The organism is Pseudomonas sp. F2 (assembly GCF_057174385.1).
On the sequence record NZ_CM169904.1, the window covers coordinates 3,782,160 to 3,797,350 of the forward strand.

General features: G+C 58.9%; 16 protein-coding genes. 8 read left to right on the forward strand and 8 right to left on the reverse strand.

Going from position 1 to position 15,191, the window contains the following annotated elements; translation table 11 throughout:
* Positions 1–62: 62 nt before the first annotated feature.
* The 7 genes from AC193Q_RS16990 to AC193Q_RS17020 all read left to right on the forward strand — a co-directional run bounded on the left by AC193Q_RS16990 (position 63) and on the right by AC193Q_RS17020 (position 5,300).
* Positions 63–611, forward strand: coding sequence for a cysteine hydrolase family protein (locus AC193Q_RS16990; RefSeq protein WP_047296893.1), 549 nt, complete (start codon positions 63–65; stop codon positions 609–611).
* 237 nt (positions 612–848) lie between these two features.
* Positions 849–1,430: a YjfI family protein gene (locus tag AC193Q_RS16995; protein WP_230679397.1), complete on the forward strand. Its 582-nt coding sequence runs from the start codon at positions 849–851 to the stop codon at positions 1,428–1,430.
* 17 nt (positions 1,431–1,447) lie between these two features.
* Positions 1,448–2,146, forward strand: coding sequence for a PspA/IM30 family protein (locus AC193Q_RS17000; RefSeq protein ID WP_041074459.1), 699 nt, complete (start codon positions 1,448–1,450; stop codon positions 2,144–2,146).
* Positions 2,147–2,348: 202 nt separating this feature from the next.
* Complete coding sequence (locus AC193Q_RS17005) at positions 2,349–2,996, forward strand: DUF2491 family protein (protein WP_041074457.1); 648 nt, start codon at positions 2,349–2,351, stop codon at positions 2,994–2,996.
* 14 nt (positions 2,997–3,010) lie between these two features.
* Positions 3,011–3,436, forward strand: a complete 426-nt coding sequence (locus tag AC193Q_RS17010) for a DUF350 domain-containing protein (protein WP_025109509.1) — start codon at positions 3,011–3,013, stop codon at positions 3,434–3,436.
* A gap of 17 nt (positions 3,437–3,453) precedes the next feature.
* Complete coding sequence (locus AC193Q_RS17015) at positions 3,454–4,140, forward strand: DUF1190 domain-containing protein (protein WP_095668191.1); 687 nt, start codon at positions 3,454–3,456, stop codon at positions 4,138–4,140.
* Between the two features lie 2 nt (positions 4,141–4,142).
* Positions 4,143–5,300, forward strand: coding sequence for a glutathionylspermidine synthase family protein (locus AC193Q_RS17020; RefSeq protein ID WP_483878631.1), 1,158 nt, complete (start codon positions 4,143–4,145; stop codon positions 5,298–5,300).
* A gap of 80 nt (positions 5,301–5,380) precedes the next feature.
* Here the strand turns inward: AC193Q_RS17020 and AC193Q_RS17025 are convergent, their stop codons facing one another.
* Together AC193Q_RS17025 and AC193Q_RS17030 are read right to left on the reverse strand one after the other, a co-directional pair.
* A complete protein-coding gene (locus AC193Q_RS17025; protein ID WP_007966163.1) occupies positions 5,381–5,899 on the reverse strand; it encodes a single-stranded DNA-binding protein in 519 nt (172 codons plus the stop codon).
* A 9-nt stretch (positions 5,900–5,908) separates the two neighbouring features.
* Positions 5,909–7,306 (reverse strand): MFS transporter, encoded by a 1,398-nt coding sequence (locus tag AC193Q_RS17030; RefSeq protein ID WP_095668189.1) that lies wholly within the window; start codon positions 7,304–7,306, stop codon positions 5,909–5,911.
* A 191-nt stretch (positions 7,307–7,497) separates the two neighbouring features.
* On the opposite strand from AC193Q_RS17030, the gene uvrA reads away from it, so the two are divergent.
* Positions 7,498–10,332 (forward strand): excinuclease ABC subunit UvrA, encoded by a 2,835-nt coding sequence (uvrA, locus tag AC193Q_RS17035; RefSeq protein WP_047296905.1) that lies wholly within the window; start codon positions 7,498–7,500, stop codon positions 10,330–10,332.
* A 65-nt stretch (positions 10,333–10,397) separates the two neighbouring features.
* On the opposite strand, the gene bfr is transcribed toward uvrA, so the two are convergent.
* From bfr to rpsK, 6 genes are all read right to left on the reverse strand, one after another.
* Positions 10,398–10,862: a bacterioferritin gene (gene bfr / locus AC193Q_RS17040; protein ID WP_003228714.1), complete on the reverse strand. Its 465-nt coding sequence runs from the start codon at positions 10,860–10,862 to the stop codon at positions 10,398–10,400.
* A 150-nt stretch (positions 10,863–11,012) separates the two neighbouring features.
* On the reverse strand, positions 11,013–12,467 hold the full coding sequence (locus tag AC193Q_RS17045; protein ID WP_095668188.1) for a catalase: 1,455 nt from the start codon (positions 12,465–12,467) through the stop codon (positions 11,013–11,015).
* Positions 12,468–12,707: 240 nt separating this feature from the next.
* The gene (gene rplQ / locus AC193Q_RS17050) at positions 12,708–13,094 is read right to left on the reverse strand and encodes a 50S ribosomal protein L17 (RefSeq protein WP_003176402.1); all 387 of its coding nucleotides are present in this window, start codon (positions 13,092–13,094) and stop codon (positions 12,708–12,710) included.
* Between the two features lie 42 nt (positions 13,095–13,136).
* Complete coding sequence (locus AC193Q_RS17055) at positions 13,137–14,138, reverse strand: DNA-directed RNA polymerase subunit alpha (protein WP_003186012.1); 1,002 nt, start codon at positions 14,136–14,138, stop codon at positions 13,137–13,139.
* Positions 14,139–14,160: 22 nt separating this feature from the next.
* The gene (gene rpsD, locus AC193Q_RS17060; RefSeq protein WP_003176404.1) at positions 14,161–14,781 is read right to left on the reverse strand and encodes a 30S ribosomal protein S4; all 621 of its coding nucleotides are present in this window, start codon (positions 14,779–14,781) and stop codon (positions 14,161–14,163) included.
* 18 nt (positions 14,782–14,799) lie between these two features.
* Entirely contained in the window at positions 14,800–15,189 is a 390-nt protein-coding gene (gene rpsK / locus AC193Q_RS17065; RefSeq protein WP_002555466.1) for a 30S ribosomal protein S11, read from the reverse strand.
* Between the last annotated feature and the right edge of the window lie 2 nt (positions 15,190–15,191).

Sequence of the window (15,191 nt, forward strand, 5' to 3'; positions counted from 1 at the left end):
TCGAAACGTCGGCCAGCGCCAATACTGAATCCACTTCCAGCCCATGCATCGAGGACACACCCATGACCAGACAAGCGCTCATCGTAGTCGATATCCAGAACGACTACTTCCCCCAAGGCAAGTGGCCGCTGGTGGGGGCTGAAGCCGCCGCCGACAACGCCGCACGGCTGCTCGCCGCGTTCCGCGAAGCGGGCGATCCGGTGGTGCACATTCGCCACGAATTCACTTCGGCCGACGCGCCGTTTTTCACCCCGGGCTCGGACGGCGCAAAACTGCATCCCAAAGTACTCAATCGTCCGGACGAACCGGTGGTGCTCAAGCACTTCGTCAATTCGTTCCGGGAGACCGAGCTGCAATCGATTCTCGATGAACAAGGCATCAGGGATCTGGTGATTGTCGGCAGCATGAGCCACATGTGCATCGACGGCATCGCCCGTGCGGCAGCGGACCTGGGCTACGGCGTCACGGTAATCCACGACGCCTGCGCCTGCCGTGACCTGGAATTCAACGGCGTCACGGTGCCTGCCGCTCAGGTCCACGCGGCATTCATGTCGGCACTGGGTTTCGCTTACGCGAGCGTGGTCTCGGCCGAGGAGTTTCTGGGGCGCTGATCCATCACGACACACCGGTAAAAACTTGCGCCCGCCACGTTGCGGGCGTTTTTCATCTGTCATGAAAATCTCACGCGTGAGCCATTGATGGCACTTTGAATTGGTTGTAGTGTGGCTCACGCGTGAGATGTTCATAACGGAGTCATTGCCATGAAAAGCCGCTCCCCCGCTGTTGCGTCAGAGAGCCCAAAGGGAGAGCGCTCGAAACCGTCCGCGAAAAAACCGTCGAGCTTCTACATGAAGCAGATGCGCGCGGGCCTGGCTGCCGCCGGTTATGTGAAACACGAAACTTGGGTACTTCCGGAAAACCGAAGCTTGCTCAAGCAGATGGAGCAACAGCTACGCCAACCGATTCTGGCTGGCTCATTCATGTCGGAGAATTACATGAGCGCAGGCAACAACTGGAACATCGATAGCCTCTTCAACGCCCTCAAGGCACTGGACGAGGTGGCTTCGCACGAGATCACGCTGTCTCTGATCCAGAGCTCCGAACCCAGCATCAAGCTGGAAATGAACGAATTCGGCGGTCTGCCGATTCACATCGCCGTGGCCGGTCAGCAGATCATCGTCGACACCGTGCTGGTGGACATCGATTCGATCACTGACGTGCGCGCCTTCAACGACGCCGTGCTGCGCAGCCGGGAAATGTTCCCGCTGTCGTCGATCGGCATCGAGTCGATGCCTAACGGCCAGACCGTTTACAACATGTTTGGCGCCCTCAGCGCCGACTCGAGCCTGACCAACGTCGTGACCGAGGTGAAAACCCTGGTCGACAACGTGCAGCGCGCGAGCGAAGCCTTCGAACACTTCTTCAAGTAATCAACAGGGAATATCCAATGACTCAGTCCATCTGGAGCAAGTTGTTCACCGCTCTGCGCGGCGGCGCCAATGAAGTCGGCGAAGCGATCGTCGACCAGCAGGCCCTGCGCATCCTCGATCAGGAGATCCGCGACGCTGACACCGCGCTGTCGAACGCGCGCCGCGAGCTGGTCACCATCATGGCCAAGCACAAGCTGGCCGCCGACCGCGTGAGCGAGTACGACGCCAAGATCAAGGACCTGGAAGCCAAGGCGGTTGCCGCGCTGAACGCCGGCCGCGAAGACCTGGCCATGGAAGTGGCCGAAGCGATTTCGACCCTGACCAACGACCTGACCGCCGAGAAAGCCCAGAGCGACGAATTCGGCACCTACGCCGAAAACATGCGCAAGGACATCACCAAGGCCGAGTCACGGATCAAGAGCCTGCGCCAGCAAGTGGACATGGCCAAGGCCCGTGAAAGCGTACAGAAGGCGCAGGTCAGCGCGTCCATCGCCAGCGGCGGCGCCAACGGCAAACTGGAAACCGCCGTCGGCACCCTGAACCGTCTGCAGGCCAAGCAGCAGCAACGCGCTGCCGAGCTGAGCGCCGCCGACGAACTGGCCGACGCTTCGACCGGCAACGACCTGGAGCGCAAACTGCGCGACGCCGGCATCACGCCGAACGAAGGCAGCGCCAATGCGATTCTTGAGCGGCTGAAACAGAAGTCCGCGCAGTAAAATCGCTCTCCTGTAGGAGCTGCCGCAGGCTGCGATCTTTTGTTCTTCAATCCAGATCAAAAGATCGCAGCCTGCGGCAGCTCCTACAGGTTTTTTGCACCCGGAATATTTGCATTGTGCCTGCTCGTTCGTCGCCCGGCCCGGTACACTAGCGACGTTTTTTTACCGACGAACACCTCCACCCGCCTCAAGGAATGTACCCATGGGATGGTTAAAAGATTTGCTGGGCACCAGCAACTGGCAGCCGGCTGCGCCCGCTCCGGTAGCCGGCGGCCCACTCGGAATGGCACAGGGCAAAGGCGTGCGATTCGATTCGACCCTGGCCTTGCTGCTTGATGGCAGCACCTCAGTGCAGGTTCCGGCGGCAGAGGCAATCTGGAGCGCTGGCTGGATCGACCTTGGCCAATCCAACAAACTGCATCGCTACTACCTCAACAACGAGGATTTCTGGCTGCAGATCCACGTCACCGGTGACGACCAGATCGAGTCGGTCACCCTGTTCAACTACCTCAACTACGTGACCGTCAACAGTGACGCCGAGCTCCAGCGCCTGGCCGGTCCTGCAAGCCCGATCGGCTTGCCGACCTACACCCACGACGGCGTCCAGTACAGCCGCGAATGGGGCACCGAGCTGGGCCAGACCGAACTGGTCCCGCTGACCGAACACGTGGTCAATCCGGACGAGAGTTACACCATCGAACACCACTCCATGCTTTATGCGCGCGAGACCGGCCTGACCGATCGCCGCGAATTGCTGCTGTTCTCCGTCGAACAGGACGAAGAAGGCACCGTCAGCCTGAGCACCTCGCTGGGCATTTCGCTGTACACGACTGATCTGAGCACCATTTAAAAAGGAAGTTTTCCATGCTGGAAGTGCTGGCCGTTTCCCTGAACAAGACCGCGCTGGTCGGTTTCGTCGTCTACCTGATCGGCGCTGTGCTGCTGTTCATGCTGTTTCAGTTCGTCTACACGCGCATCACGCCCCATAAAGAATTTGAGCTGATCCGCTCCGGCAACATCGCTGCCGCGATCGCCCTGTCCGGCGCGATCATCGGTTTTGCGATTCCGGCCAGCAATGTCATCGCGTTTTCGGTCAACGTCCTCGATTTCGTGCTGTGGGCAGTGATTGCGGCGGTGGTGCAATTGCTCGCGTTCCTCGCCACCGGCCTGGTTCTCAAAGGCACCTCCAGGCGAATCGCCAACGGTGAAATCGCTTCGGGTATCTACGTGGCCGCAGTGGCCATCAGTGTCGGCATGCTCAATGCCGCGTGCATGACCCCGTCCAACTGATCGGCAGGAAGCCTTCGATGAAACGCAGCAAGTACGTTCAACTGTCCCTCGCCGCTTCGGTGGCGCTGGCGATTTCCGGCGAGGTTGCCGCGCAGGATCAGCAACGCTTTCAATCGGTCGAGGAGTGCGTCGGCGCCGAAGTGGCGGCCGATGTCTGCTCCAACGCCTACGTCGCGGCATTGACCGAGCACCGACGCATTGCCCCGGCCTACGCCGACAAGGCCACGTGCGACGCTGACTTCGCCGCCGACTGGTGCCAGAAAAACTCCGACGGCCGCTTCGTGCCCAAACTCGGCGGTTTCAAGGTACCGCAGAACGGCGAGCCCCCGCAGGACCTGAATGCGCTTGCCAACGCGCAGATGCCTGCCGGTGAAGCAGCGGCTGCGCAGAACGCGCAAAGCACTTCCCACGCCTCTGGTGGCGGCGGCAACGGTTGGCTCACGGGCTGGCTGATCGGCAATGCGATGAGCAACAACGCCAACCGCACCGTTTATCGCGATCGCGACACGCGTCAGACCTACAACACCTCAACGCAGTACCGCAAAATCGAATCGGCGCCGCGCAGTCAACCGGACTACGAGAGCAGCAAAAGCAAACCGGTGAACGTCGCCTCGTCGACCTCCCGTGGCGGCTTCGGCAGCCAGTCTTCCGCTCGCAGCGGCTGGGGTGGCTGGGGCAGCAGTTCCGGACGCTCGAGCAGCTGACCATGAAAAAGATCCACTGCGCCGAGCGCCCCGACTGGAAACAGACAGCCGAAAGTCTCGGCTTTCTGTTCCACACCATTGACGACGAGCCGTACTGGGACGAACGCGCCTACTACCAGTTCACGCTCGCGCAGATCGAAAACGACCTGGAGGACCCGACCACCGAACTGCACGAGATGTGCATGGATCTGGTCGACCGCGTGGTGCACAGCGAAGAGCTGCTGGATCGCCTGAGCATCCCGGCGTCGTACTACGACATGATTCGTACTTCCTGGCTGGAAGGTCATCCGCATCTGTACGGACGCATGGACTTTTCCTACAGCGGCAATGGCCCTGCCAAACTGCTGGAGCTCAACTACGACACGCCGACCAGCCTCTATGAGGCGGCGGCGTTTCAGTGGGGTTGGCTGGAGCAATGCATCGAGCGCGGAATGTTGCCGCGCCACGCCGACCAGTTCAACAGCATCGATACCGGGCTGCATCAGGCGTTTGCCGAGTTGCAGCTCAAGCGTCCGTTCTACTTTGCCTCGATGAAAGACTCGGTCGAGGACAAAGGCACGACCGACTACCTGCGCCTGATCGCGGAAAAGGTCGGCATCGAATCCCGGCACATCGACATCGAAGACATCGGCCTGACCGCCGAGGGTCGCTTCGTTGACCTTGAGGATCGCTGGATCCCGCACCTGTTCAAACTGCACGCCTGGGAATTCATCTTCCACGAGCCGTTCGGTGCGGCGATCGCCGAGTGCGATACACAGTTTTTCGAACCGGCATGGAAGTCGATCCTGTCGAACAAAGGCGCGCTGCCGCTGCTGTGGGAACTCCACCAGGGCCACCCGAACCTGCTGGCGGCGCACCTTGATCCGAATCCGGCCAGTGCGGTGCCCAAGGGTTGGGTGCGCAAACCGTACTTCTCCCGCGAAGGCGCCAATATCGAACTGCACACGGCAGAAGGTCTGATCGTCAAAGAAGACGGGCCCTACACCGATGCGCCATTCATCCTGCAGGAATTTGCGCCATTGCCGAAGTTCGACGACAGCTACACGCTGATCGGCTCCTGGGTGATTGGCGATCAGGCGGCGGGGATCGGCGTGCGGGAGGACAATAGTCTGATTACCAAGGATTCGAGCCGGTTTCTGCCGCACCTGATCCTCGACTGAGGCATGCATCCGCGCCCACAAAAAAGGCCCGTCGTTTTGAACGACGGGCCTTTTTTATTCAGCGTGGATGCAGCATCCAATCAGAACGGAATATCGTCATCGAAACTGTCGAAATCCGGAGCCGGTTGCGGTGCCGCCTGCTGTGGAGCCGGGGCTGGACGCTGTTGCGGAGCCGATTGCTGCGGACGCGGAGCCTGTTGACGTGGCGCCTGCTGCTGATAGTTGTTGCCACCGCCTTGCTGGTCGCCCTGTTGTGGACGGCCGCCGAGCAGTTGCATGGTGCCTTGCATGTCGACCACGATTTCAGTGGTGTAACGCTTGATACCGTCTTTTTCCCATTCGCGGGTCTGCAGCTTGCCTTCGATGTACACCTGCGAACCTTTACGCAGGTATTCGCCGGCGATTTCCGCAACCTTGCCGAACATCGAAACACGGTGCCACTCGGTCTTCTCGACCTTCTGACCGGTTTGCTTGTCGGTCCACTGTTCGCTGGTTGCCAGACTCAGGTTGGTCACGGCGTTACCGTTAGGCAGGTAGCGAACTTCGGGATCCTGGCCGCAAGTGCCGACCAATATGACTTTGTTAACCCCACGGGCCATAACGTTCTCCTAGGCTTCGCAAGCAGCCCCGGCCGGGTTGTTCACCAGGCGTTCGAGGGTGTCGCGATCCACTAATTCTTTGTCCAGTTTGATGTAAACAGCTGCTTCATCAGCAACTATCACTGCATCTGTTACCCCTACGAGGGCCTTGAGGCGCTCGACCAGACCCGCTTCGCGGATCGCCTCAGGCGACAACGGCAAGCGCAGGCTCGTCACATAGGGTGGTTCGCGCATGGTAACAGCAAAGGCCAGCCAGATGGCAGCCAGACCGGCACATCCAAGGAACACAACCGACAGACCGCCATGCTGAAACAGCCAGCCGCCGAGTATCCCGCCGAGTGCCGAACCGAGGAATTGGCTGGTGGAATACACGCCCATCGCCGTGCCCTTCCCGCCTGCCGGTGAAACCTTGCTGATCAGCGACGGCAGCGAAGCCTCCAGCAGATTGAACGCGGTGAAGAATACCACCGTGCCGATCACCAGCGCCCGCAAGCTATCACCGAACTGCCAGAAGAATAGCTCAGTGAGCATCAGCGTCAGGACGGCGCCGAGCAAGATTCGTTTCATTTTGCGTTTCTTCTCGCCGTAGATGATGAACGGAATCATGGCGAAGAAAGAGATCAGCAGCGCGGTGAGATAGACCCACCAGTGCTGCTCCTTGGGCAACCCGGCTTTTTCCACCAGTGCCAGCGGCAAGGCAACGAAGCTGGACATCAACATGGCATGTAACACAAAGATGCCGAGGTCCAGGCGCAACAGATCCGGATGCTTGAGTGTCGGCATCAAGGCCTGACGCGCCACGCCGGATTCACGATGGCTCAGCGGCCCGGTGGATTTCGGCACCATGAACATAATGATCAGGATGCCCACCAGCGCCATGCCGCCGGTGGCGAGAAACAGTCCGGACAGGCCAAAGGCCCGGGTCAACAACGGCCCGACCACCATCGCCACGGCGAACGACAGACCGATGGTCATGCCAATCATGGCCATGGCCTTAGTGCGGTGTTGTTCACGGGTCAAGTCAGAGAGCAATGCCATGACCGCGGCGGAAATCGCCCCGGCCCCCTGCAGGATACGTCCGGCGATCACGCCCCAGATCGAATCGGCCTGAGCCGCCAGCACACTGCCGAGGGCGAAAACGATCAGCCCGAGGAAAATCACCGGACGCCGGCCGATGCGGTCGGAAATGATCCCGAACGGAATCTGGAAAATCGCCTGGGTCAGGCCGTAAGCGCCAATCGCCAGCCCGATCAGGGCCGGGGTCGCTCCCGCCAGGTCCATGCCGTAGGTCGCCAGGACCGGCAACACCATGAACATGCCAAGCATACGGAAGGCGAACACCAGGGCCAGGCCGCTCGCTGCGCGGGTCTCGCTGCCACTCATGCGTTCGCTGTGGGGATCGTGCATGGAAAAACCTCGTGTGAACCGGCGGCGATTCTACCAGTCCCATCGAAAGACGGGGTATATCGCGACGCTATGACGCGTATAGATGAAACTCTCTTCATGCAAGGCAAAAAACCCTTCGTTTGATAGTGTGCATCCATCCAGTATTTGCCCGTATACTCCTACGTTTTCGACGCCCGCCGAGCGAGGCCACTTTGGACAAGATCCTGATACGTGGGGCCCGTACCCACAACCTGAAGAACATCGACCTGACCCTGCCACGGGACAAACTGATCGTCATCACCGGCCTGTCCGGATCCGGCAAGTCGTCCCTGGCCTTCGACACGCTGTACGCCGAAGGTCAGCGCCGCTATGTCGAATCCCTGTCGGCCTACGCCCGACAGTTCCTGTCGATGATGGAAAAACCCGACGTCGACACCATTGAAGGTTTGTCGCCGGCCATCTCCATCGAGCAGAAGTCGACCTCGCACAACCCGCGCTCCACGGTCGGCACCATCACCGAAATCTACGACTACCTGCGTTTGCTGTATGCACGCGTCGGTACGCCACGCTGCCCGGATCACGACATTCCGCTGGAAGCGCAGACCGTCAGCCAGATGGTTGACCTGGTGCTGGCGCAGCCGGAAGGCAGCAAGCTGATGTTGCTGGCGCCGGTTGTTCGCGAACGCAAAGGTGAACACCTGTCGGTGTTCGAAGAGCTGCGCGCCCAAGGCTTCGTCCGGGCGCGGGTCAATGGCCGCATCTGCGAGCTCGACGAGCTGCCGAAACTGGACAAACAGAAGAAGCACTCGATCGATGTCATCGTCGACCGTTTCAAGGTCCGTGCCGACCTGCAGCAGCGTCTGGCCGAATCGTTCGAAACCGCTCTCAAGCTGGCGGACGGCATTGCCCTGGTGGCGCCGATGGACGATGAGCCGGGCGAAGAGATGATCTTCTCTGCGCGTTTTGCCTGCCCGATCTGCGGCCACGCGATCAGCGAGCTCGAGCCGAAGCTGTTCTCTTTCAACAACCCGGCTGGCGCCTGCCCGACCTGTGATGGTCTGGGTGTGAAACAGTTCTTCGACATCAAGCGCCTGGTCAACGGTGAACTGACCCTGGCCGAGGGCGCGATTCGCGGCTGGGACCGGCGCAACGTCTATTACTTCCAGATGCTCGGCTCACTGGCCTCGCACTACAAGTTCAGTCTTGAGAAGCCATTCAACGAGCTGACCGCCGAACAGCAGAAGCACATCCTGCACGGCAGCGGCTCACAGAATGTCGACTTCAAGTACCTCAACGACCGCGGCGACATCGTCAAACGTTCGCATCCGTTCGAAGGCATCGTGCCGAACCTTGAGCGCCGCTACCGCGAAACCGAATCGGCCAGCGTCCGCGAAGAGTTGGCCAAGTTCCTCAGCACCCAGGCCTGCCCGGATTGCCGTGGCACCCGTCTGCGTCGTGAAGCGCGACACGTTTGGGTCGGCGAGAAAACCCTGCCGGCGGTGACCAACCTGCCGATCGGCGATGCCTGCGAGTACTTCGGCGAACTGAAGATGACCGGCCGGCGTGGCGAGATCGCCGACAAGATCCTCAAGGAAATCCGCGAGCGCCTGCAGTTTCTGGTCAACGTCGGCCTCGACTATCTGTCTCTCGACCGCAGCGCTGACACATTGTCCGGCGGCGAGGCACAGCGGATTCGTCTGGCCAGCCAGATCGGCGCCGGTCTGGTCGGAGTGCTGTACATCCTCGACGAACCCTCCATCGGCTTGCACCAGCGCGATAACGACCGCTTGCTCGGCACCCTCAAGCACCTGCGCGATATCGGCAACACGGTGATTGTGGTCGAACACGATGAAGACGCGATTCGCCTGGCCGACTATGTAGTGGATATCGGCCCGGGTGCCGGCGTGCACGGCGGGCAGATCGTGGCGGAAGGAACGCCCGCCGAAGTCATGGCGCACCCTGACTCGTTGACCGGTAAATACCTGTCGGGCCGGGTGAAGATCGAAGTACCGGCCAAACGCACGCCGCGCAACAAGAAGCTGACGCTGTCGCTCAAAGGCGCGCGCGGCAACAATCTGCGCAATGTCGATCTGGAAATTCCGATCGGCCTGCTGACCTGCGTGACCGGCGTTTCCGGCTCCGGCAAATCCACGCTGATCAACAACACGCTGTTCCCGTTGAGCGCTACTGCACTCAACGGTGCCACCACGCTGGAAGCGGCCGCGCACGACAGCATCAAGGGCCTGGAGCATCTCGACAAGGTCGTCGATATCGACCAGAGCCCGATCGGCCGCACGCCGCGCTCCAACCCGGCGACCTACACCGGGCTGTTCACCCCCATCCGCGAACTGTTTGCCGGTGTGCCCGAATCGCGCTCCCGTGGTTACGGCCCTGGGCGTTTCTCGTTCAACGTCAAGGGCGGGCGCTGCGAGGCCTGTCAGGGCGATGGTCTGATCAAGGTCGAAATGCACTTTCTGCCGGATATCTACGTGCCGTGCGATGTGTGCAAGAGCAAGCGCTACAACCGCGAAACCCTTGAGATCAAATACAAGGGCAAGAGCATCCACGAAACCCTCGAGATGACTATCGAGGAGGCACGGGAGTTCTTCGACGCGGTGCCTGCGCTGGCGCGCAAGCTGCAGACGTTGATGGATGTGGGCCTGTCGTACATCAAGCTCGGGCAGTCTGCGACCACGCTGTCCGGTGGTGAAGCACAACGGGTCAAGCTGTCTCGCGAACTGTCCAAGCGTGACACCGGCAAGACCCTGTATATCCTCGACGAGCCGACCACCGGCCTGCATTTCGCGGATATCCAGCAACTGCTCGACGTGTTGCATCGCCTGCGCGACCACGGCAACACGGTGGTGGTGATCGAACACAACCTGGACGTGATCAAGACCGCCGACTGGCTGGTGGACCTGGGGCCGGAAGGCGGCTCCAAGGGTGGGCAGATCATCGCCACCGGCACGCCGGAGGAAGTGGCCGAGATGAAGCAATCTCACACCGGTCACTACCTCAAGCCATTGTTGATTCGCGATCGGGCCTGATCTGAGGGCATGAAAAAGCCCCTGTTACTTGTACAGTGACAGGGGCTTTTTTTGTGTCTGCGCAATCAGGTGTGCGATTGCAGGTAATTCTCGAGACCGATGAGCTTGATCAGGCCCAACTGTTTTTCCAGCCAATAGGTGTGATCTTCTTCGGTGTCGTTGAGCTGAACACGCAGGATCTCGCGACTGACGTAATCCTTATGCTGCTCGCACAACTCAATGCCTTTGCACAGAGCGGCGCGAACTTTGTACTCGAGACGCAGATCGGCTTCGAGCATCTCCGGAACGGTGGTACCGACGTCGAGATCGTCCGGGCGCATGCGCGGCGTGCCTTCGAGCATCAGGATCCGGCGCATCAGTGCGTCGGCGTGACCGGCTTCTTCTTCCATCTCATGGTTGATTCGTTCGTAGAGCTTGGTGAAACCCCAGTCCTCATACATCCGCGAGTGAACAAAATATTGGTCACGCGCGGCCAATTCGCCGGTCAGCAACGTGTTGAGGTAATCGATAACATCTGGGTGGCCTTGCATCGCCCTACATCTCCCTGCTTGAAAGTCGGTAGTTTGAACCAAGCCGACCGGAAGGTCACCCGTTTTGCGCAATAAAAGCGAAGATGTTCTGAGAAAAGCTGGCGAAATAACGCAAAAACCGCCCTCAATGAGGGCGGTTCTGCTTCTCGTTTAGACTTCGTTAAGCTGTACGTCGAGCAGCTTTGCGATTGCTTCTCCATACGCCGGATCGGCTTTGAAGAAATGCTGCAACTGACGGTCAACCACGTCGGGTGAAACACCGCTCATGGCGCCGGCGATGTTGCTGACCAGAAGCGCTTTCTGTTCGTCATTCATCAATCGGAACAACGCACCCGCATGGCTGTAGTAATCGCTGTCCTCGCGATGATCGTAACGATCTGCCGGACCGCTCAAGGCCAACGAAGGTTCAGCGTAACGCGGCGCCTGCTTCGGTGATTCCACGTAGCTGTTGGGCTCGTAGTTAGGCGCTGCACCACCGTTGCTGCCGAACGCCATGGAGCCGTCGCGCTGGTAGGTATTGACCGGGCTGCGCGGCGCATTCACCGGCAATTGCTGGTGGTTGGTGCCGACGCGATAGCGGTGTGCATCGGCGTAAGCGAATACGCGACCTTGCAGCATGCGATCCGGCGACAGACCAACACCTGGCACCATATTGCTTGGACCGAATGCGGCTTGCTCGACTTCTGCGAAGTAGTTCAGCGGGTTGCGGTTCAGTTCCAGTTCGCCGACTTCTATCAGCGGGAACTCCTTCTGCGACCAAGTCTTGGTCACGTCGAACGGGTTCTCGTAATGCGCTGCAGCTTGAGCCTCAGTCATGATCTGAATGCACACGCGCCATTTCGGGAAGTCACCACGCTCGATGGCCTCGAACAGGTCACGCTGAGCGTAATCCGGGTCGGTACCCGCGAGACGCGCGGCCTCGGCCGGCGCGAGGTTTTTGATCCCTTGCCGGGTCTTGTAGTGCCATTTCACCCAGTGACGCTCGCCTCGAGCGTTGATCAAGCTGTAGGTGTGGCTGCCAAAGCCATGCATATGACGATAGCCGTCGGGAATCCCACGATCCGAAAACAGAATGGTCACTTGGTGCAGCGCTTCAGGCGAATGCGACCAGAAGTCCCACATCATTTGCGCGCTTTTCAGGTTGCTCTGCGGCAGACGCTTCTGGGTGTGGATAAAGTCAGGAAACTTCAGCGGGTCACGAATGAAGAACACCGGAGTGTTGTTGCCAACGATGTCCCAGTTGCCTTCTTCGGTGTAGAACTTCAGGGCGAAACCACGTGGATCACGCTCGGTGTCAGCCGAGCCGCGTTCACCGCCTACAGTGGAGAAGCGCAGGAATGTTGGGGTTTGCTTGCCCACGGACTCAAACAGTTTGGCACTGGTGTATTCAGTGATATCGCGAGTGACGGTGAACGTACCGTAAGCACCTGAGCCCTTGGCGTGCACACGACGCTCAGGAATGTTTTCACGGTTGAAGTGGGCAAGTTTCTCGATCAGGTGAAAATCGTCGAGCAGCAGCGGGCCACGAGGGCCGGCGGAGCGAGAATTCTGGTTATCAGCGACAGGTGCGCCACTGGCGGTCGTAAGCGTTTTGAACTGGCTCATACGGTCTTCTTCCTCTGTCAGTCTTGAAACTGCCGGCTAATCGGCTTGCTGGGAAGTATTGATCATCGATGTAACACCTACAAATTCATTAATCTGTAGTCATCGATAGATAATTACTAATTATGTTTCCCAACACATAGTGACAACAGAACATTGTCAGAAGCTTGTACGAACAGCGCATTTTCTTGCGGGCACAAAAAACCGGGCACTAGGCCCGGTTTTTCGTTTCAGACTGACGTCTTACTCGGCGGATACAGCTTCGCCAGCAGTAGCACGATCAACCAACTCGACGTACGCCATAGGCGCGTTGTCGCCAGCGCGGAAACCGCACTTGAGGATGCGCAGGTAGCCACCCTCACGGGTAGCGTAACGCTTGCCCAGGTCGTTGAAGAGCTTACCAACGATAGCTTTCGAACGAGTACGGTCGAAAGCCAGACGGCGGTTAGCCAGGCTGTCTGTCTTGGCCAGAGTGATCAGCGGCTCGGCAACGCGGCGCAGTTCTTTGGCTTTTGGCAGAGTAGTCTTGATCAGCTCGTGCTCGAACAACGACACCGCCATGTTCTGGAACATGGCCTTGCGGTGCGAGCTGGTGCGGCTCAGGTGACGCCCACTTTTACGATGACGCATGGTTCATTCCTTACCAAACACTACGTTCGGTGATTACGACGATCAGGCAGTCGCCTTGTCGTCCTTCTTAAGACTTGCAGGCGGCCAGTTGTCGAGGCGCATGCCGAGGGACAGACCGCGGGAGGCCAGAACGTCCTTGATTTCAGTCAAGGATTTCTTGCCCAGGTTCGGAGTCTTCAACAGCTCTACTTCGGTACGCTGAATCAGGTCGCCGATGTAGTAGATGTTTTCCGCCTTAAGGCAGTTAGCCGAACGTACAGTCAGTTCCAGATCGTCAACCGGGCGAAGCAGGATCGGATCGATCTCGTCTTCCTGCTCGACAACCACTGGCTCACTGTCACCTTTGAGGTCGACGAACGCAGCCAACTGCTGTTGCAGGATGGTTGCAGCGCGGCGGATAGCCTCTTCAGGATCCAGAGTACCGTTGGTTTCCAGATCAATAACCAGCTTGTCCAGGTTGGTACGCTGCTCGACACGGGCGTTTTCCACCACGTATGCGATACGGCGAACCGGGCTGAACGAAGAGTCGAGCTGCAAGCGACCAATGCTGCGGCTTTCGTCTTCATCGCTCTGACGCGAGTCGGCTGGTTCATAACCACGACCACGAGCTACGGTGAGCTTCATGTTCAGGGCGCCGTTAGACGCCAGGTTAGCGATTACGTGATCGGGGTTAACGATCTCGACATCATGATCCAGCTGAATATCGGCAGCGGTAACCACCCCCGAACCCTTCTTCGACAAGGTCAGCGTAACTTCGTCACGACCGTGCAGCTTGATGGCCAGACCTTTAAGGTTCAACAGGATTTCAATTACGTCTTCCTGTACACCTTCGATGGCGCTGTACTCGTGGAGCACACCGTCAATCTCGGCCTCGACTACTGCGCAGCCGGGCATTGAGGACAACAGGATGCGGCGCAGCGCGTTGCCCAGGGTGTGGCCAAAACCACGCTCGAGAGGCTCGAGAGTGATCTTGGCGCGGGTTGGACTGACAACCTGCACATCAATGTGGCGGGGTGTCAGGAACTCATTTACCGAAATCTGCATGGATGCACCTATTTTCTAGCCCTTACTTGGAGTAGAGCTCGACAATCAGGCTTTCGTTGATGTCGGCGGACAGATCACTGCGAGCAGGAACGTTCTTGAAAACGCCCGACTTCTTCTCAGTGTCTACTTCTACCCATTCTACGCGGCCACGTTGGGCACACAGATCGAGAGCTTGGACAATGCGAAGTTGGTTTTTTGCTTTCTCGCGAACTGCGACCACGTCACCAGCACGAACCTGATACGACGGAACGTTTACGGTCTGACCGTTAACGCTGATCGACTTGTGCGATACCAGCTGACGGGATTCGGCACGAGTCGAACCAAAGCCCATACGGTATACAACGTTGTCCAGACGGCATTCGAGCAGTTGCAGCAGGTTTTCACCGGTTGCACCTTTCTTGCCAGCAGCTTCTTTGTAGTAGCCGCTGAACTGACGCTCGAGAACGCCGTAGATACGACGGACCTTCTGCTTTTCACGCAGTTGGGTGCCGTAGTCGGACTGGCGACCGCGGCGTTGGCCGTGGATACCAGGTGCTGCTTCAATGTTGCACTTCGATTCGATCGCGCGCACGCCGCTCTTCAGGAAGAGATCGGTGCCTTCGCGACGAGCGAGTTTGCATTTTGGACCAATGTAACGAGCCATTCTTTACAATCTCCTGGATTACACGCGGCGCTTCTTCGGCGGACGGCACCCGTTGTGCGGGATTGGCGTCACGTCGGTGATGCTGGCGATCTTGTAGCCACAGCCGTTCAAAGCGCGGACTGCGGATTCACGACCTGGACCTGGACCCTTGACGTTAACGTCGAGGTTTTTCAGGCCGTATTCCAGCGCAGCTTGACCAGCACGCTCAGCAGCTACTTGAGCAGCGAACGGGGTGGACTTGCGGGAACCGCGGAAACCCGAACCACCGGAGGTAGCCCAGGAAAGAGCGTTACCTTGACGGTCGGTAATGGTCACGATGGTGTTGTTAAAAGAAGCATGGATGTGGGCGATGCCATCAACCACTGTCTTTTTAACTTTTTTACGAGGACGAGCAGCAGGTTTTGCCATGA